Annotated in this window: 13 protein-coding genes; all 13 read right to left on the reverse strand. The window is 41.8% G+C overall.

The genetic code is table 11. The features are described from left to right. Positions 1-164 precede the first annotated feature (164 nt). The 13 genes from A0739_RS00495 to A0739_RS00555 all read right to left on the reverse strand — a co-directional run bounded on the left by A0739_RS00495 (position 165) and on the right by A0739_RS00555 (position 20,384). Positions 165-8,081, reverse strand: coding sequence for a ZmpA/ZmpB/ZmpC family metallo-endopeptidase (locus A0739_RS00495; RefSeq protein ID WP_061586702.1), 7,917 nt, complete (start codon positions 8,079-8,081; stop codon positions 165-167). A 294-nt stretch (positions 8,082-8,375) separates the two neighbouring features. Then, a complete protein-coding gene (ileS, locus tag A0739_RS00500; RefSeq protein WP_061586703.1) occupies positions 8,376-11,168 on the reverse strand; it encodes an isoleucine--tRNA ligase in 2,793 nt (930 codons plus the stop codon). 252 nt (positions 11,169-11,420) lie between these two features. Continuing rightward, positions 11,421-12,215, reverse strand: a complete 795-nt coding sequence (locus A0739_RS00505; RefSeq protein ID WP_049490008.1) for a DivIVA domain-containing protein — start codon at positions 12,213-12,215, stop codon at positions 11,421-11,423. Between the two features lie 16 nt (positions 12,216-12,231). Continuing rightward, on the reverse strand, positions 12,232-12,486 hold the full coding sequence (locus tag A0739_RS00510) for a DivIVA domain-containing protein (RefSeq protein WP_000028988.1): 255 nt from the start codon (positions 12,484-12,486) through the stop codon (positions 12,232-12,234). A gap of 8 nt (positions 12,487-12,494) precedes the next feature. After that, positions 12,495-13,286, reverse strand: coding sequence for a YlmH family RNA-binding protein (locus tag A0739_RS00515; RefSeq protein ID WP_033630074.1), 792 nt, complete (start codon positions 13,284-13,286; stop codon positions 12,495-12,497). Next, positions 13,283-13,543, reverse strand: a complete 261-nt coding sequence (locus tag A0739_RS00520; protein WP_000576501.1) for a YggT family protein — start codon at positions 13,541-13,543, stop codon at positions 13,283-13,285. The genes A0739_RS00515 and A0739_RS00520 overlap by 4 nt, the downstream gene beginning before the upstream one ends. Next, complete coding sequence (locus A0739_RS00525) at positions 13,543-14,073, reverse strand: cell division protein SepF (RefSeq protein WP_000053367.1); 531 nt, start codon at positions 14,071-14,073, stop codon at positions 13,543-13,545. Before A0739_RS00525 ends, A0739_RS00520 begins: the two co-directional genes overlap by 1 nt. 9 nt (positions 14,074-14,082) lie before the next feature. Further along, positions 14,083-14,754 (reverse strand): YggS family pyridoxal phosphate-dependent enzyme, encoded by a 672-nt coding sequence (locus A0739_RS00530; protein WP_001049616.1) that lies wholly within the window; start codon positions 14,752-14,754, stop codon positions 14,083-14,085. A gap of 3 nt (positions 14,755-14,757) precedes the next feature. Beyond that, entirely contained in the window at positions 14,758-16,014 is a 1,257-nt protein-coding gene (ftsZ, locus tag A0739_RS00535; protein WP_000144261.1) for a cell division protein FtsZ, read from the reverse strand. A 16-nt stretch (positions 16,015-16,030) separates the two neighbouring features. Then, positions 16,031-17,401 carry a cell division protein FtsA gene (gene ftsA / locus A0739_RS00540; protein ID WP_000196345.1) on the reverse strand — a complete coding sequence of 457 codons (1,371 nt, stop codon included), beginning with the start codon at positions 17,399-17,401 and terminating at the stop codon, positions 16,031-16,033. 216 nt (positions 17,402-17,617) lie between these two features. Next, a complete protein-coding gene (locus A0739_RS00545) occupies positions 17,618-18,322 on the reverse strand; it encodes a YwaF family protein (protein WP_061586704.1) in 705 nt (234 codons plus the stop codon). 90 nt (positions 18,323-18,412) lie between these two features. Then, a complete protein-coding gene (locus A0739_RS00550; protein WP_061586705.1) occupies positions 18,413-19,024 on the reverse strand; it encodes an NUDIX hydrolase N-terminal domain-containing protein in 612 nt (203 codons plus the stop codon). Next, complete coding sequence (locus A0739_RS00555; protein WP_061586706.1) at positions 19,011-20,384, reverse strand: UDP-N-acetylmuramoyl-tripeptide--D-alanyl-D-alanine ligase; 1,374 nt, start codon at positions 20,382-20,384, stop codon at positions 19,011-19,013. Before A0739_RS00555 ends, A0739_RS00550 begins: the two co-directional genes overlap by 14 nt. Between the last annotated feature and the right edge of the window lie 46 nt (positions 20,385-20,430).

The raw sequence follows: 20,430 nt of genomic DNA on the forward strand, positions 1-20,430 counted from the left end.
TAGCCACAAAAAAATGCTAATCTTTTCAGTTCATTTGCGCTTTCAAAATTCTTATCTTATCAGATATTGAATGCACAACAAGATCATGGAGAATAACAGAAAAAATTCCTAGGTAGCCTTAAACCTAGGAATTTTTCAAATTTTAATCAAACAGAATCGTTTCCTTATTTCTTGAAAATAGACTGTCTGAAGTCGTCTGTCTCACGAAGATAAGCGTTGTAAATCTTCTTCTTGAGCAGATTGACCCAGCTAGCTTCGACACGGCTAGTAGCATTGGTAATGTTGCGTACATCCTCTGCCACGGCTGCGTCCATCAACTGCTGCATCTCTGCATAAGAGCGAATGGTTACTTTCTTGGTACTGTTTGGATTTTTAAGCTCGTACTCAATGGTAATTGGCTTCAACTTGGTCAACTGATCAATCCGCTCCTTGTACATGGCCTTCTTGAAGGCTGCCCAAGAGGTGTATTCACCTTTAAATACATTTTCCAAGACTTTCTGGTCTGTCACGAGACCGACATCTCTTCCAGACCATCCGTCCCACGTTTTCTTGCCTTCATCGAAGGCTTCCTGAGAGTACTGACCAGAAACATAAGGGACAAATCCATCATGGTAGCCCTTGGCTGCCAGTAATTCATAGGCTGTGCGACGGAACATGACGTCACCTGGCGCTCCCTTCGGATTGCTCAAGGCTGAGTAGATTGGTGAGAAGAGGCTGAGGCTCAGGTAGCCATTTCGACCATATTTTCCGCTTTCCTTATTCTCCCGACGAGTGATCACATCATTTTCAATGAGAGAGTTAAAGGTCTTTAATTGCTTGATTTCTTCAGCAGTGAAGCTTCGCGTCTGGTTACCAGCATGAGTCTCCTTACCATACTTATCTGTAATATAGTAATTCTCCATCTTTCTGAACCACTGTAACTTGGCAGTATCGCTCTGCTTCAGCATAGAAGTACCTTCTAGATAGTCCAAGGTGTAAATCATGTCAAACATACCATGGACATAGTGTTGAAGGTCTGCTTCATTTTGAACACGTTCCTTGAAATTATAGGTATGCATACGTGTCTTAGAATCCTTGTCCACCTTGAAGAGAGTATTGAGCGTAATAGTTGGTTCATCTGCACTCGGAGAAGACTGCAAGAGTCCGCGAGCATAGAGTTCCGCACCCAGTCCCTCACGACGGCCATATCCTTCAAAGTAAATAGCACCATCAGAGTTATGGGTCATTTCATGGGTGTAGACAGAGTTTCCATAGTCTTCCAACAATTTAGCAGCATCAAAGTGAGTTACACTACCCGTAGCATAGGCATTATAGCCCTTGCTTGGATACCACTTACCAGCTGGTCCAAAGAATTCCTGCATAGCCTGTGATTTTTTGTCATTAGCTGGAGCCCAATATCTTTGACCATTCTTGTCAACCAATGAGAATCCATCATAAACCAGAACCGAACGGAAGAGCTTGTCCTTGCTTTCTGGACTCAGAATCTTATACCAGAAATCATAGTGGTCGCGCTGGTATTCAGCTGTTTTTCTCACTCGGTCTTCGACATATTCAGCTAGCTCAGCGTCTGTGCGCACCCTGTTATTAGCATCCAGGCGGTAACGATCATAAGCTCCCATAGAGAGGGTAGACATATTAGAGATAGCATAGACACCCTTCTCCGTCATGGTCAAGAGTGGCAGGAGCATGCCCTTGTGTTCCCAATTATCTGCAGTAATCTTGTCGTAAACACCAACAGAGTACTTGCTCTTGCCCTCAGCTGCATCCTGAAGCTGTCTAGCTTCTGCTACATCCGACTTAGCCTCAACGATGTAGGCTTTTGTATTGGTTTTGAGCCATTCATTATTGGTCTTATAAGGCAGGAAGAGCTGACGGTAGCCTTCAAGGTAATTGAAGAGTCCTCGTTTACCAGTTGCTTCAGAGAGCGAATTATCATACGCTGTATAGTTGTTCTTAGCCTTGAGATTCTCAAGTCCTGATTTCCCTAAAGCAATGATTGTATCTAAAGTCGAAACATCATTCTTACCGTAGAAATCAAGCTTGTAAGCTGATAAGTCCTTAACATTAAAGGTATCATAGTTGATATTATACCAACGGTTAAGGTAAGTCAGACCCAATAGAAATGCTTCTTTATCAGCAAGAATCTTCTTAACAAGATAATCCTTAACTACTTCACCTTCAGTATTGATAGCCTTATCCATAGCCAGAACTTTTCGTAGTTCTGCTGACAGTTTGCTTTTCACTTGCGTAAATGCGGTGTCTAGGTATAGTTCATCCAAAGAAGTATCTGCTGCTACACCAAGAACTGTGCGCATAGCTGGCGAATCAAGAACTACCTTGTTTAACTCTGGCAGGACTTGATTTAGAATACTAGTATAATCTGATACAAAGGCTTCTGGAGTATAAAGAAGGTCTAACCCCTTGATACTATACTCAGCAATACCTTGGTTGACGAAATCTCCCTGATAAGATATTTCTAGGTAGTCAATAGTATTGTCCATGTAGTGCAGCATCAAACGATTGATCCCAGTTTTATTGCCATGGATATCAGTGATAATCTGGTCACCCTTCATCGGAACAACATCCAGTAGGTACTCTTTGTTCAACTTATGCTCTTTCGGAATTTTGTTCGCAAACGAAACAATGGTTTCTTTATTGTAGAAAGGAAGCAGTTTCTCCATATTTGCATAAGAATATCCACGGTCGAATTGAGCATTGTTTACCTCACCATAGTCGACAAAACGCATATTTAGATTCGTGTCATCTAGGCTAGTCGTGATGTCCATAGCAGTCAGTTTTTCTTCCATTTCTTCTTGAGTAATTGTAGAAGTAACAAACTGATCGTTTTTCAAGGTTTCACTTTTAGCAACTTTATATGCTTGCGTAATGCGGTCGTTTTTGTAGCCCTGATCCCCAGAAATACTGTAAACATTTGTACCGCTAACATTACTGATCACATTATCAACTAAACCATTAAAGTAGTTCGAGCCGACCACTCCACCGATTTGACCGTTAGTGGTTGAATTATATAGTTTTCCTGCCACATAAGATTTGGTAATTCGAGCATTGTTTTCTAGACGTCCAACCAAACCACCGATACGTTGTTCATTTGATCGTGCACCACTAATAATCGTTACATCTGCTTTACTTTGGCTAAGAAGAGATTCTCCTCCTTTAAGGCTTGCAACCAAACCACCTACATTATAAGCTTTGATGTGTTGACTGTTAGATAGGATGGTACCAGTAAAGGAACTATTTGTAATCTTCGTATTGGTTCCATTAACTACTAGACCCGCTACGTTAGAGGCGTTTCCTACTACCGATACTCTCCCCTGAACAGAAACATCTGTGATTCGCGCATTCTCCGCATTGCGTGCCAGCGTAGCCGAGTCATAGGTACCCACGATATTCACATCTTTAAAGTCGATATTTGAAATGGCAGACCCACTCTTGAGGTTTTCAAATAAAGGTTTGGCTAGATTGTAAATCGCGTATTGCTTGCCATTTTGACTGCCCGTCAGACTGCCGGTGAAGTTCCCTTTGAGGTAGACATAATCCGCAGGAGCTAGGTTGACCTCGCTCGCATCCAAATCAGCTCCCAACACATAGTTTCCTGCCATATTTCGCTTCATAGCTTCTACCAATCCAGCAAAGCTAGTGTAGACATTTTGCTGACTAGGGACAGCTTTACTGATATAGAAGTCATGCCCAGACTTGTAGCCCGTCTCACTTTCTTGGACGAGTTCAGGAAGGGTTACATTAACCTTATAGACTGCCTTGCCATCTTTTTCTGCTTCGGAGATACTATGAACTGGAAGGAGAATTTCTTTGGATTCGCTTGATTTGATCTTGACGAAGTAAGTAGACAGATCCGTAGGCATAGAGCTCATCGATACAAAGCGCTTGTATAGGTCGTTTTCTTTATGATAAAACTCAACGGAATCAATATCACGGAAAGCAATCTTCTTGTATTCTAACTCAAAGTTACGACTGTCTGTTTCAAACTCAGTAAAGCTGCCATTATCCAGTTCATAAGTCAACTTGGTTTTTAGAGTGTAGCCTGTGTAGTAGTCTAGGTCGCCAATTTTCAAGCTGCCAGCGAAGTTGGTAATTGGAAGAGTGCGAATCAGCTGGTCTCCCTGGTACAATTCTGCAGTCGCTGAACGGAAGGACTGGGTCTGGTCTTCCAATCTATATTGGACCGCCACCGACTTATCATCAGTATTCTCAGTCAAACTTAGAATGGAAACAGTCGGCTTGACTTTAGGCACTCCATTCAGTGCTTCTTTGGCTGCTGTCAGGCTAGCAAGAGCTTGATTGACCTGTACTTGTGTAGCAATTTGATTGTTCAAAACTCCTTCAGCCTTAGTCAATTCGTCTGTATAAGCTGTCTGCTTATCTGAATCCGCATTCTTATATTTCACAGAAGTTTTAACTCTTGGATTTAAATCGTATTCAGTTTGAAGAGCCGTTTTAACAACCTCAAGTCCACTTAATTGAGCCTTGGCTTGTTTGATTTGTTCCACCAGTTGGTTGACTTCAGCTTGGCTGGCTTGGGATTGATTAAGAATCGCCTGCCCTGCTATCAATGCAGAATCATAGTTAGATTGATGGCTCTGGTTATCGTTGAAATAACGGGCCTGAGCTTTAATCTGATCTGCTTCTGCCAAGAGATTGTGCAGTGAAATTAAATCGAACTCCTCTAAAGCTTCCGCTTTCGGCGCTTCGCTCGGTACCATGCTTGGCTTAGCCGTTCCAACTTTGACCACTTGCGTTACGGGAGCTAAAGTTTCCTCGTTAGACAACTCTTGGCGGTCAACCTCTTGACCGTTAGAACTGTAGACACGAGTCTTAATCGTACGCTCACCCTCAACACCTGGAGTTGTGATTTGACGAGCATCTTGGACCAATTCATCCGTAGTTTGCTCTTCAATGTTGAAGGCTATTTTCTCTACACGAGTCTCGTCGGTATAAGTCAGTGGATATTCTGGCAGGGCGTCTGCTTGCGGTGGATCGTTCGGTACCATGCTTGGCTTAGCCGTTCCGACCTTGACGATTTGTGTTACGGGAGCTAGAGTTTCCTCGTTGGACAACTCTTGGCGATCAACCTCTTGACCGTTAGAACTGTAGACGCGAGTCTTGATAGTCCGTTCGCCTTGGACACCTGGAGTTGTGATTTGACGAGCATCCCGAACCAATTCATCCGTAGTTTGCTCCTCGATGTTGAAGTCTATTTTCTCTACACGAGTTTCGTCAGTATAAGTCAACGGATACTCTGGCAGGGCGTCTGCTTGCGGTGGATCGTTCGGTACCATGTTTGGCTTAGCCGTGCCGACCTTGACTATTTGTGTTACGGGAGCTAGAGTTTCCTCGTTGGACAACTCTTGGCGATCAACCTCTTGACCGTTAGAACTGTAGACGCGAGTCTTGATAGTCCGTTCGCCTTGAACTCCTGGAGTGGCGATTTGACGAGCATCCCGAACCAATTCATCCGTTTCTTCTTCACGAATGCTAAAGTTGATTTTTTCAACGCGCGTTTCGTCAGTATAAGTCAACGGATACTCCGGCAGAGCGTCTGCTTTCGGTGCTTCATTTGGTATCATGCTTGGTTTAGCCGTTCCAACTTTGACGATTTGTGTTACAGGAGCTAGGATTTCCTCATTAGACAATTCTTGACGGTCAACAACTTGACCGTTAGAGCTGTAAACGCGAGTCTTAATGGTACGTTCACCCTGAACACCTGGAGTTGCGATTTGGCGGGCATCTCGAACCAATTCATCCGTTTCTTCTTCACGAATGCTAAAGTTGATTTTTTCAACGCGCGTTTCGTCAATATAAGTTAGTGGATACTCTGGTAGAGCATCTGCTTTCGGTGCTTCATTTGGCAACATGCTTGATTTAGCAGTTCCGACTTTGACGATTTGTGTTACAGGAGCTAGGGTTTCCTCATTGGACAACTCTTGGCGGTCGACCACTTGGCCATTAGAACTGTAGACACGGGTCTTAACAGTCCGCTCACCCTGAACACCTGGAGTTGCGATTTGGCGGGCATCTCGAACCAATTCATCCGTTTCTTCTTCACGAATGCTAAAGTTGATTTTTTCAACGCGCGTTTCGTCAATATAAGTTAGTGGATACTCTGGCAGAGCCTCTGCTTTTGGCGCTTCGCTCGGTACCATGGTTGGCTTAGCCGTTCCAACTTTGACAATTTGCGTTACGGGAGCTAGAGTTTCCTCGTTGGACAACTCTTGACGATCAACAACTTGATCATTGGAACTGTAGACACGAGTCTTGATAGTTCGTTCGCCTTGGACACCCGGAGTCACGATTTGACGAGTATCTTGAACTAGCTCATCCGTATATTGCTCCTCGATGTTGAAGGCTATTTTATCAACCCGAGTTTCGTCAGTATATGTCAACGGATATTCTGGCAGAGCGTCTGCTTTCGGTGCTTCATTCGGTACCATAGTTGGCTTAGCCGTGCCGACCTTGACGATTTGTGTTACGGGAGCTAGAGTTTCCTCGTTGGACAACTCTTGGCGGTCAACCTCTTGACCGTTAGAACTGTAGACACGAGTCTTAATGGTACGCTCACCTTGGACTCCTGGAGTTGTGATTTGACGACTTCCTTCTGGAAGCTCATCTGTATATTGCTCGTCAATAGAAAAATCAATCTTTTCTATTCTAACCTCATCATTTGTAGTCAATTCTAACTCAGAATTCTCATGAATAGGAGCTGTATCAGGATTTGTCCCATATTCTGTCAGTTCTGGAATCTCTTGAACTGGAGCTGTATCAGAACTGGTGCCATACTCTGCCAATTCTGGAACTTCGTGAACTGGAGATGTCTCGGGACTGGTTCCGTATTCTGTCAATTCTGGAACTTCGTGAATTGGAGAGGTTTCAGGACTTGTGCCATACTCTGCCAGTTCTGGAACTTCGTGAACTAGTGCTGTTTCTGGAGTTGTGCCATATTCCGTCAGTTCTGGAAGCTCATGAACTGGAGTTTCTTTTGGTATCGAGTTAGTTGAAGCTGTTCCAACTAAAATAATTTCAGAAACAGGTTCAAGCGTCACTTGATCAGAAATCATTTCGCTTTTCACGATTTCTTGACCCTTACGATAATGACGAGTAACAACTGTACGTTGACCTCGAACACCTGATTGTATAACTTTTGATTGACCTTGAGCCAATTCATCGGTATATTGGTATTTTGTCTGATAAGGAAGTTCTTGAACTGACTCCTGCTCACTAATCTTTAGTTCTGGCAAGTCATAAACGGTGCTTAGACGAGCAGACTCTCTTTCCTTAGCAGCTATAGCTTCTCTTTCTTCCTCAGTTAAAGCATCCCCCTTATCTGAAACAATCTCTTTCATATCAAGATTTGTTTCACTCGGTTTAAGTTCACTTCCCTTCTCTTTCTCTAAATCAAGTGTCAGATTTTCCTTCAGAGCAGAATGAGCTAAATGACTATCATTTTGTTCTTCATTCTTTAGATAACCGATATAGTCGTAACCGTCAATTTTCAATGGCGCTGGCAGTGCATCTCCAAGACCCAAGTTAAGACTTTGATTATATGCAGCGAGTTCGATATTCGTCACTGCTAAGACTGTTGGAGATAGAAGTATAGATCCCATTCCAGTTACCAACAAGATCGAAGATAAATACCTCTTCCCATTTCTGCCTCTAACAACTACAAGCACTAGTAATGCAAGACCCATCGCTGTAAAAGTTGATTCCCAAAGACCGGAATGACCTGTTTTAGGTAATACTCTAGACGAATCCGCTTGAGTAGTCGGACGATAAACTAAGTAATAAGTCTCTGAAGCATCCTCAACATGCTTTGGAATCTCCCTGATCAAGGCACTCTTCTCTGCCTCCGTCAATTCAGACTCCACTACGTAGTGGTATTTGACCTGAGCAGACTGCTGACTTTGAATTTCTGCTGCCTTTACAGAAGTCAAGTCCCCAGTTATTTGCCCACTCAAAAAGAAGCTTCCAATCGTCGCCGAAACGAGCCCAACGGACAACTTCCTGAAAGAAAAGCGCTGTCGTTTTTCTCCATAAAATTGATGTTTCATTCTCAAAATTTCCTCTTCAATATATTATTCAATCCTTTCTATTCTACCCGATTTCACTTGATTATTCAAATTATTTGTCGCGATTTTTAGAAGCAACACAAGCTTTTGAAAAGTACCAAAAAACGATCTCTCTTTTTAAAAAAATCTCAAAAATCAACTTAAAACTCTCCCTAAAAATGTTGAATTTCCACATCTTTATCCTAAGCATTTTCCAGCAAAAAAAGAGAGAAATGACTTTCTCTCTTTTACCTTTCCTCTCTTCTTAAACTATGAGAAGACATATTTCTAATCTGATTATTTCGCTTCAAATCCTTCTGCAACTGCATCTGCAAAGTTTTCTTCTACGATGCTTGCACAGTGATCACAGATGACTGCATGGTAGCTGCGTTCTGCTGTTGTTGGGTCGATACGACGGCAACGGTCACAAACTTCACCTGCAGCGCGTTCAACTGTAAAGGCAACATCCTCAAAGCTAACTGCGCCTTCTGGAGCTGTACCTTCAGCGATGGTCAATTCTGACACGATCAAAAGTTGAGCCACATTACTGTCCACTGCTCCAAGAAGAGTTTTCACAACTTCGTTTGGATAAACTGTCAAGTGTGCTTCAAGCGATTTACCGATTACTTTTGCATTACGCGCTTCTTCCAAGGCTTTTTGAGCTTGTCCGCGGAAGTCCATGAAGGCTGCCCAAGTATCCAAGATTTCTTCTTGGTTGGCAAAAGTTTCAGCTTCTGGTAATTCAGACAATTGAACGAAGTCTTCAGCTTCAAACTCAAGATATGACCAGATTTCTTCTGCAGTGTGAGGAAGGATTGGTGTCAAGAGTTTGGTGATTTTGACAAGAACGTCATAGAAGACTGTCTGCATTTGACGGCGTTCGAGTGATTTGGCACCTTCGATGTAAACAACGTCTTTAGCGAAGTCAAGGTAGAAGGCTGACAAATCAACGTTGATGAAGTTCACCAAGGCCTTGTAGATTGTCAAGAATTCAAAGTTTTCATAAGCATCACGAATCGTTTTCACAAGCTGGTTAAAGCGAATGGTCATGTACTTGTCAACAGAACGAAGCTCATCGTAAGACACTGCGTCTTGAGCTGGGTTAAAGTCAGATGTATTGGCAATCAAGAAACGAAGTGTGTTACGGATCTTACGGTAAGTTTCAGAGACTTGGCTCAAGATATCCATAGAGATACGCACGTCGTTGCTTGAGTCCACACTTGTTACCCAGAGACGCAAGATTTCCGCACCAAATTGTTTTTCAACATCGCTTGGAGCAATGGTATTTCCAAGAGATTTAGACATCTTCTCACCTTTACCATCAAGGGCAAATCCTTGTGACAAGATTTGTTTGTATGGCGCTACGCCATGGTTAGCAACAGATGTGATAAGTGATGAGTTGAACCAACCACGGTACTGGTCAGAACCTTCAAGGTATAGATCTGCTGGGTATTTAAGTTCTGGACGGTTGACCACCACTCCATTCCATGATGAACCTGAGTCAAACCATACGTCCATGATATCTGTTTCTTTCTTGAACTCGCCATTTGGTGAACCTGGATGAGTAAATCCTTCTGGCAAGAGGTCCTTAGCATCACGTTCCCACCAGATGATAGAACCGTGTTCCTCAAAGAGTTGAGCTACATGTTCAATCGTTTTAGCTGTCATGATTGGCGTTCCGTCTTCAGCATAGAAGATTGGAAGCGGAACACCCCAAGCACGTTGACGAGAGATAACCCAGTCGCCACGGTCACGAATCATATTGTAAAGACGAACTTTACCCCATTCTGAGTGGAACTTCACTTTTTCAATTTCATCCAAGATTTCTTGGCGGAATTTAGATACAGAGGCAAACCACTGTGGTACTGCACGCCAGATGATCGGTTTTTTCGTACGCCAGTCAAATGGATATGAGTGAGAAATTTCTTCCTGAGCAAGGAGTAAATCACCCAGTTTTTCGATAACAGTCGGCACAACCTTGTCATAGAACTGACCCGCAAATTCAGGACCAGCATTTTCCATCATAATACCGCGTTCGTTAACTGTTACAGCAACTTCCAAGCCGTTGGCAACACCGACATTGTAGTCGTCCTCACCAAAACCAGGGGCTGTATGGACAATACCAGTACCAGAGTCAGTCGTAACGTGGTCACCAAGGATCACCAACTCATCTACAGCTGTATCCCATGGGTGGACTGTCACAATGTGGTTCAATTCTTGACCACGATAGGTCGCCAAGACTTGAACATCCGCCCAACCAAATTTCTCAGACAAGCTATTCAACAATTCTGAAGCAACTACAAACTTACGAGATTCACCAGCTGGTTGTACCAATACATAATCAATATCTGCTCCAACTGTCAAACCACGAGATGCTGTGATAGTAAATGGTGTAGTGGTCCATACGACAATATAAGTATCCGTATCTAGAACACCTTTTCCGTCTTTGACGCGGTTAGCATAGTAAAGGGAAGTTGAAAGCAAGTCATGGTACTCAATTTCCGCTTCAGCAAGGGCTGACTCAGAAGACCATGACCAGTAGACAGGCTTGGCACCGCGGTAGATATAGCCCTTCTTAGCCATTTCACCAAAGACACGGATCTGAGCCGCTTCATAGTCTGGAGTCAAGGTCACATAAGGATTTTCCCAGTCACCAGAAACACCCAAACGTTTAAAGTCTTCACGTTGTTTATCTACTTGAGAAAGAGCGTAATCGCGGCAAAGTTTCAAGTACTCAACCAAGTCCATTTCTTTGCGTTTAACGCCCTGTTTTGCCAATACTTGCTCGATTGGCAGACCATGTGTATCCCAACCTGGGATGTAAGGTGCATAGAATCCTGACATAGACTTAGAACGAACAATGATATCTTTGGAAATCTTGTTCATGGCATGTCCTACGTGGATGTTCCCGTTAGCGTATGGAGGGCCATCATGAAGCGTGAAATGCGGTTTTCCTTGGTTCAATTCTTGACGACGTTGGTAAAGTTTTGCTTCTTCCCATTCTTTTTGCCAAACTGGTTCTTTGGTTGGAAGACCAGCACGCATTGGAAAATCTGTTTTCCCTAGATTGAGGGTTTCTTTAAGTTTCATTGTTACTCCTTTAATTTAAATTGACAAAATAAAAACCACGATTCGCAAAAAGGACGAAAATCGTGGTACCACCTTTGTTCGAAAAAAGACCGTGTCTCTTTTCCTCTTTTCCCGTAACGTGGGGAACGTCCAGTCTTACTATTTTCGGACTAGATTTATTGAGAGGATAATCTAACCACTAGGGATTGCAGGACTCTCACCATCTCCCGCTCGCTGAAAATATAGTTGGTTAGATCTTGTTCTCACATTTTTTTATAGGATAAGAACAGATTCTTTATTTGCATCGTCCTCAGTTGCCGCAGTAGCTTCTACTTCAACTGACTCTTCATGCTGGTCACTTTCTTCTGTCTGTTGATTTTGTTGAGCTTCAAACTCAGCTAATTCTTTGTTGCCAGCCTCGATACGAGCTTGCAATTCAGCAACTTCTTCTGGTGTGAATTGGCGAGTCATATCAATTGGTTCTTCCTCTGGTTGTAAAGATACAGTTTCACCAAGAACTTCACCCACCACCTCTTTAAAGGCTTCATCACTTGTCTGAAGGTAAGTAGCTGTTGGGCGAAGAATGTCTTCCCAATCAGATGACTCGACAATAGCCAATTGACTTTCAATCGTAGACTTGAGGCGTTGATGGAATACACGGCTCTTGTTCTTCAACTCTTCTGTCTCAACAGCCACTCTCTTCGCATTATCTGTAGCCTGACGGAGAATTTCATTTGCCTTGTATTTCGCTTCTTCAAGCAAACGCTGAGCATCTTGTTCAGCTTGTTGAATAATATTGTTTGAACGTTCTTGAGCAGCTTGTTTGACACGCTCAGCTGTATCTTGAGCAATCAAAACTGACTGACTCAAGGAATCCTTCATCTCATCAAAGTAAGACAAACGTTCTTCCAAACTTTTGATGTGTGTCTCTTTATCGTGATTACTACGAACCAAGTCTTCATAATCACGAACAACGATATCCAGAAATTCATCTACTTCTTCTGGGTCAAAACCTCTAAATCTTGTGCCAAAGGTTTTATCTTTAATTTCTAACGATGTAATTGGCATACTTTTCCTCACTTACTTAATAAAAAATAGAATCATTAATTGCTTCTGGTTCTTGCTCGCTTGTTACTGTTCTCTTAGGAATATCATTCGTATAATAGGAAAGACGTTCTTCTAGTTTTTTGATATAGAGTTCAGTTTCATCTTTGTATCGAATCATCTCCTCTAATTCAAAGTAAATCTTATCAAGAAAGAGGTCAACTTCTTCCTGATTGTAGCCTCTGAATGTTCTTGAGAAAGCTTTATCACTTATTTCTTGTGGTGTAATCGACATATTTCTTCTCACTTGCTTAAAAGTAGCCGGACTGTTAGTTTTTTCTTATCCTTTTTGGTCTGACCATTGTCTTTGACAACTTTCAAACGACCAAACTTTCTCACACTGATCAAATCTCCAACTGCAACCTGGTAATCAGATTTTTCAATCACATGATAATTTACCTGGACAGATTTTTTCTCAATCAGTTGGCTAGTTTGATTTCTAGATAATTTCAAGGCACTTGATAAGAGGGCATCCAATCGAAAACTCGAAACTAAAATTTCTCGTTCTCTATAATCAATTTTAGACAAAATCCTATCGGTAAAAGGACGTTCCTCCAGCGATACAGGAAGTCTGCCAATCTTTCTTATTCCATCCTGAAAAAGAGGAATGAAATCACGATTGACAAAAATCTGTGCTCTCTTTTCATCTACCAAGATATCACCAAATAATTTCCGGTCAATCCCTAGTTGGTTGATGATTGTTCCCAATATTTTTCCATGACTCAGTTGCTCAAACTTACTCGGATAGCAAATTTCCAACAAGGCCATTTCAAAGTCTGATATCTCCGGTTCAAAGTAATCTGGATAGAGAAGAACTCGAACCGACTCTGTCGGAAGAAAATCACCACTACTTTGGCAACCCAGTCCATATGTCCCAGCTAGCACCCTCAAGATCTGTTCCTGATGGGGATTGATAAAAGGAGTAAGTACCGGCGCATAGGTATCTTCTACCCGCTTGATCCACTCTAACCCCTTATCAATAAAGGGAATATCATCTTGGGAAAAATGCTGATAAATGGCTCGATTTACTGTCATAGTAATAGGACTAGTCGTGTTAAGAGATTTCCAACAAACTGAATCAAAATCAGCGCTGCCCAAACCGTAAAATCAAGACCAGCAAATTGTAGATTGAGCTTACGAAGTGGCTCAATAACTGGGCGAGCAAGTCTGATAACTAAGCGACCTAGTTGGCTTTCATAGGCATTTGGAAACCATGAAAGAAGAGCAAATGCAACGAGAATGATGGAATAAATGCTAACCGCATTTTGGATTAAACGGATTAAGAAAATCATTATCTTGCTCTATTTCGTTTAATATCAAAACCAAACTCAGCGCTTTGTGATTCATCTGGAAGTTTGATATCTTCAATATTCACGACAACGTTGACAGGCGTCAATAGATACATCGTACTCGCAACTTTTTTCATATTCCCAGCTAAGACATGGCGGGCTCCGTCCAAGTAATCAAGGCAACGACGGGCTTGTACCTCTGTCATGTATTGGAAGTCAATCAAAATACTTTCATTGCCAGCCAACAAATCTACAATTTCAGTTGCATCTTCATATTTTCTTGGATAGCGAACGTCGATTGTCACTTTCTCATCTGAACGATGGCTTTGCATTGCCAATTCTTGCTGACGCGCATGAAGACGAGTAATATTTGCATCTTTTGCTGATCCTGACTGAGCAGGTGCTGGTAATTCTTTAGAAGATGAGATGGCTGGGCTAACTGTTTCCTCTTGTTGAGTCTGGTAGTTAGTCGTTTCTTCTCCGTCTTCTGTAAAATAATCTATAAATTTATCGAATCTATCTTTTAAAGACATAGCTCTCTCCTATTTAAAAAATGCTGTACCGATTCGAACAAAGGTTGAGCCGAACTGAATCGCTTCTTTAAAATCACGACTCATTCCCATGCTTAGCTCTGTCATCGGCATATTAGGGATTTGTTTTTCTCTAATTTCTGCTTGCAGAGCCTGCGTATCCTTGAAAATTTCTTTCAATTCATCACTGTCTGCCTCAAAAGGAGCCATGGTCATTAAACCAACATACTCAATCTGATCTAACTTAGCCAATTCTGGCAAAAGTTCTAGCAATTCTTCTTTTGAAAACCCATGCTTGCTTTCTTCCCCAGAAATATTGACCTGCAAGAAACACTTGATAACATGATCTGTTCTCTTTTGAATTTCCTGGGCTAACTTAAGGGAATCTAAAGCATGAAAGTAATCCACATATGGGATTACTTCTTTCACTTTCCGTCTCTGTAGTGTTCCTATTAAATGCCAAGTAACTGGGTAATCTTTCAAGGCCTGATATTTTTCTAAAAATTTATCAACTCGATTTTCACCTATATGACGGACACCAAGCGGAAGCAAGGCTTCCGCTGTTTGTACATCTACATACTTTGTCACTGCGATTACTGAAACAGCATCTAGAGCACGGTTGGCTTCTTGACTAGCATCAGCTATTTGCTGAAAAACTAATTCAGTATTTTTTTTCAAATTCATTGATTAACGATTTTTGAAGAATGGAGGTGTATCCAATTCATCTTCATCTTGTGAAACTGGTGTTTCGAAGCGTTCTACCGGTGAAACAACTGGATCTGTTTGGCGAACAATTGACTCACGACGCAAGTCCCAGTCTCCAAAAGCAGACGCTTGGTTTGTTTCAAAGCGACGTGGGCTTGATTTAGGCAATTCTGCTGTCTCTTCCAAGTCGAATTGACGGTCAAATGTGTGTGCTTGAGGAGCTTTAGTTGATGGACGTCCAACTGGTTGGTTGTTACGAGCTCCAACTACTTTTTCCACTCGCTCTTGACGAACACCTGTCGCTACAACTGTAACACGGATTTCATCTTTCATGCTTTCGTCAATTGAAGTTCCAAGCCAGATGTTTACACCTTGGCCAGCTGCTTGGTTGACAATTTCTGAAGCTTCTTCTGCTTCAATCAAGGTCAAGTCAAGACCACCAGTAACGTTGACGATGACATCCTCTGCACCATCGATAGTTGTTTCAAGAAGTGGAGAGTAAATTGCTTTACGAGCCGCTTCAACAACGCGTTCTTCACCACTACCGATACCGATACCCATAAGAGCATTTCCTTTGTTTGCCATTACAGTTTTCACGTCAGCAAAGTCAAGGTTAATCAATCCTGGGTTCGTGATCAAGTCAGTGATCCCTTGAACACCTTGGCGAAGAACGTTATCTGCTTCGCTAAGAGCTTCAAGAAGTGGCGTTTTCTTATCAACAATTTCAAGCAAGTTGTTATTAGAGATAATCAACAAAGTATCAACATGCTCGCGAAGTTCGTTGATTCCTTCTACAGCGTACTGACCACGTTTGCTTCCTTCAAATCCGAAAGGACGTGTCACAACACCAACTGTAAGAGCACCAAGATCTTTAGCGATACGTGCAATAACAGGGGCTGCACCTGTACCAGATCCACCACCCATACCTGCAGTGATAAAGACCATGTCCGCTCCAGTGATAGCTTCCGTCAAAGCTTCTTCACTTTCTTCTGCAGCTTTACGTCCAACTTCTGGACGTCCTCCAGCACCCAAACCACGAGTCAATTTTGGACCAAGTTGGATAACGGTTTCTGCTTTCGTACTGCTAAGGGCTTGTACATCAGTGTTGGCTGCGATAAATTCTACACCAGCAACACCTTCGTCAACCATGCGGTTGATGGCGTTACCACCACCACCACCGACACCAATTACCTTAATAACTGCGCCTTGAGCTGCTGCTGTATCAAATGAAAATGTCATAATTTCTTATCCTCTTTTATTCATCAAACATGCTTCCGATCAAACCACGGAAACGTTCTGTTAGCTTCGGTTTACTTTGAGAACTTGCTTGGAATTCTTCCTTCGGAGCAACTGGAGCTTCCTGTACAGTTTCAGCTGGAGCTGCTTGTGCTGGACTTGGTTGCGCTACTGGATTCAAACGTTGATTTGGAATGCCAAAATTGATTGGTTTTTGACGAAGGAATTCATCTCCTTTAACTGCTTTTTGTGCAAGAAGATTGACTTCAGTCAATTTACCAGCAAACTCAGACAAGCTAATCACGTGCGCAAATGCAGGGTTGCGAATTCCAACTTGATTTGGTACATAGAGTTTTACGCGAACACCAAATACTTCTTGGGCTAATTCAACAATTCCTGGCAAAATTGCATTTCCACCGATAAGGACGATACCTCCTGGCAAATCTAACAAGTGTCTTCTTTCCAACTCTTGTTTGATTTGGTCGAAGATATGTTTGATGCGTGCTGAGATAATTTCTGCCAAGTAGCTTTCGGTTACTTCAACAGGTTCTACTTCACCAATTACTTCAACTTGGAAAGTTTCGTTACTTGCAAGTGGAACGTAAGCTTCACCATAGTTCAGTTTCAAACTTTCTGCAATTTTTTGAGAAGTTTTCAAGACTTTAGAAATGTCTTTAGTAACGTAATCTCCACCTTCTTGGTAGATGTTAGTGAACTGCAATTCTTGGTTACGGATAGTCGCTACAGTAGTCTGACCTCCACCCATGTCAATGACAGTCGCACCAAATTCACGTTCGCCTTCATTGAGAACGGAGTTCACGATTGCCAAAGGTGAAATAATCACATTATCAACATGAATACCTACACGCTCAACTGTCTTACGAAGATTGTGTAGAATTGTACGAGGACCTGTGTAAAGCAGACCACGCATTTCCAAGCGGACACCCATCATACCACGAGGGTCACGAATTCCTTGGAAACCATCCACGATGAATTCTTCTGGAATAAAGGTAATCACTTCACGGTCAGGAGTCATGCTCTTTGTCAAAGCTGATTTGACAACATTTTCAACATCTTGATCTGTGATTTCTTTGGTATCTGAAGTTACAGGAATCATTCCTTGTGTTGGTTCAACCTGCAAGAGGTTTGCTGGAAGGCCAACGTTAACAGACTTAATAGAAATACCCGCTTTCTCTTCTGCCTGTGTGATTGCAGATTTGATTGCTGAAGCAGCTGCTTCAATATCAACAATAATTCCGTCTTTTACACCTTTACTTTTGGCATTACTTACACCAATTACATTTACTTCGCCATCTCTATGCTCAGCTACTAGCACTTTAATCGAGCTAGTTCCGATATCTAAGCCTGTAAAAAAACCATCTCTAGTCATTACATCGCATCCTCTCTGTCTTCCAAGTTTCTCACTTCTATTTAATAACTATGTTTGGGCATAGCTATTCAAAGAATATTATAACACAAAAAATCCAATCGTGCTTAGTTTTTGATAAAATTCCTAGTCATTTTTCACTATTTTATTCCTATTTTTTTATCTTAACAGCCTTACTTTAAAAAAGTATCGTTTTTTACAAAAAAAGAAAGCTTAAATTTAAGCTTTCTTCACAAGTATTTTTTCTGCTTTCTGCTCTAAAAAAACTTCTAATACTTTCTTAGTCAAACTAATAGCTGTAGCTAATACCAGCGACACAATCAGATAATTGGCCACTAAGCCATGATCACCAACCAATGGTGGCTTTGTCAAGAATCCATAATCTCCTCCAGTCACTAAATTAACCACAAAAATCAGAGCATTAAGTGAGAAGGTTAATAAAACAATCCTCTTAACATCCAATAATCGAGGGTCATAGTGTCTAAATAAATAAACCAAAGAATTTCCTAGAAGAGCTAGGTGACCAAAAATAAAAGACAGGATGGCTATGTGGGGAAAAGGATAGGCATCGGGTACTGGATACACAAAAGCCGCAAGCGTTCCAAAGATTCCAAGTAGAGAAAAATATTGCTTGTACATTGACTTACCAGGAAGTAATAGCACTACAAACATCGCCATACGACAATGATAAAATGGTAAACTTTCTGACAGCGGCATGTGATTTCCCCAGTACCAACTATAGAGAAGAATCAACTGGACAGCTTGTAAAATTTGGAAAAAACGTTGATAGACTTTTTTATCGTAATAGCGATAAGAAGTGTAGAAGGTCAACGCTAATAACGAAAATAAACTTACATACCAGACAAGGTCAAATTGAGGTGGTTCTGTCGCTTGCGTTGTAAAGAAAATATCCCATAAATTCATTTAATATTCCTCATCATATTTCAAAATCTTCTCACATATTATACCATGCCAATAGAAAAAAATGAATTCAGAAATACGATAATAATCTTCTCAGTCAAGATATTGGTCTCTTTGTCCTTTATAAACTTGCCAAAGAATCTCCATTTGCTCCTTGGTGATGCGTTTTTCAGATAAGACTGGCAATTGGTCAATGGCGAAAAATTGAAGTTCAGCAATTTCTTGATTTTCTTGAAATTGTCCGTCAAGAAGTTGACATTCAAAGACAAACTTTGCATATTGTTTGCTCTGTAGTTGGAAACGATTGGTATCAAAAACTGCAAGTAATCTTTCAGCTTTTGCTGTAAAACCGGTTTCTTCTTCAATTTCTTTAAGAATATTTTCGGTTGGAGAATAGCCAACTTCACCAAAACCACCTGGCAAAGCCCAACTATCCTCCCCTTTTCCTCTAACTAAACAGACTTTTTCATCCTCAACAATCCAAGCACGGACGTCTATCAGAGGAGTTGCATAAGCGGAAGTCGGTTTCATGACTTCTGCCACTTCTTCTGCATCGAGGTCTGAACCCTGATTCAACATTTCAGATAACAGGCTTCGCAAGTCCTCGTAACGCTCACGGTCGAAAGGATCTTTTGTAAAGGTTAATCCAGTATCCGTAATGGCTAGCATTCTTTGCAGATACTTGGCAAAATCACTTGCATTCATTTTCTAAACTTTCTACCAACTTGGCTAGATTCATGGAGTTAGAGCCTTTGAGCAAAATTTGGTCATTGGCACCGAGGCTTTCCTTAACCTGCTTGACTAGGTCTTCAAATTGGTCCTCGTCAGCTGTTTTCTTGAAGTAGAAAACGTGGCCGATTGGAAACATTTGACTGGCAAGTTGAGCCAATTCTGCAATATCTTCTCCATAGAAAATCACGGTATCCAGCACATCTGGTGAGAGGCTCAAAATCATCTGGTTATGGAGCTGAACAGACTGGTCACCAAGTTCCTTCATGTCTGCTAAGACAGCGATTTTCTTGCCCCCTTCATTAGCTGGAATGGCAGAGAATGTCTCCAAAATCAACTTCATAGCAGTTGGATTGGCATTGTATACGTCAGACAGAATATCTGCTCCATTGGCTGCCTTCTTCCACTCAGTACGGTTACGCGTCAATTCCAGATTTTGGAAGGCCTGATGAATTTGCTCCTCTGACACTCCTTCTTGTAGAGCCACATAAGCAGCAATCATAGCATTGGTGGCATTGTACTTACCTGTCACTGGCAAATCGAGGGCTTGTTCCAAAAAATTAGCCTTAAAGGTCAGACTATCCTTGCGCTCAATCAAGTCTGTGACTTCTAACTCAGCTCCTTGCCCAAAACGGATCACTTTTTTATCTGTAGGCAAGTAGTCCTCTACAATCGGGTCAGCTGGTGCCAAAAGCAAAGAACCTGGTGCCATACCATCAGCAATTTGCATTTTCCCTTTAGCAATCTCCGAACGGTCTTTGAAAAAGGCCAAATGAGCCTCTCCAACCAAGGTCACAATGGCTGTCTTAGGATGAGCCAATTCAGACAAAAGATGGATATCTCCTAGGTGATCCTGTCCCATTTCCAAGACCAACTTTTCAGTATCATCTGGCATATGAAGAACTGTGTAAGGAAGACCAATTTCGTTATTGTAATTGCCCTGAGTTTTGTAGGTCTTGTAGGTTGTTGACAATAAATGTGCCAACATATCCTTGGTCGTCGTTTTTCCATTTGAACCCGTAACGGCAAAGACATCAACTGCCGTTTTTTCAAGATAGTAGGCTGCGAGGGTTTGAAAGGCAGTCAAAACGTCGTCTACTAGAATGTAAGGATGATTTGCAACCTCTTTCTCAGACAAGGTTACTGCTGCACCATTTTCAAAAGCTGTTTCGATAAAGTCATGACCATCACGCGCACCTTTGAGTGGCACAAACAAATCACCTGTCCCAATCAAACGACTGTCAAACTCAGCTTTTTCTAACTGAACGTCCGCAAAAAGACTAACATCATTTTTAGCTCCAACAGCTTGGGCAACTTCATGGATTGTTAATTTCATTTCTACTCCTTTAAAAAGGGTTGAAGTCCGAGAACTCGACTCACCT

Origin of the sequence: Streptococcus oralis (genome assembly GCF_001588645.1) — a bacterium.
In the GTDB taxonomy this organism is placed as follows: domain Bacteria; phylum Bacillota; class Bacilli; order Lactobacillales; family Streptococcaceae; genus Streptococcus; species Streptococcus oralis_AB.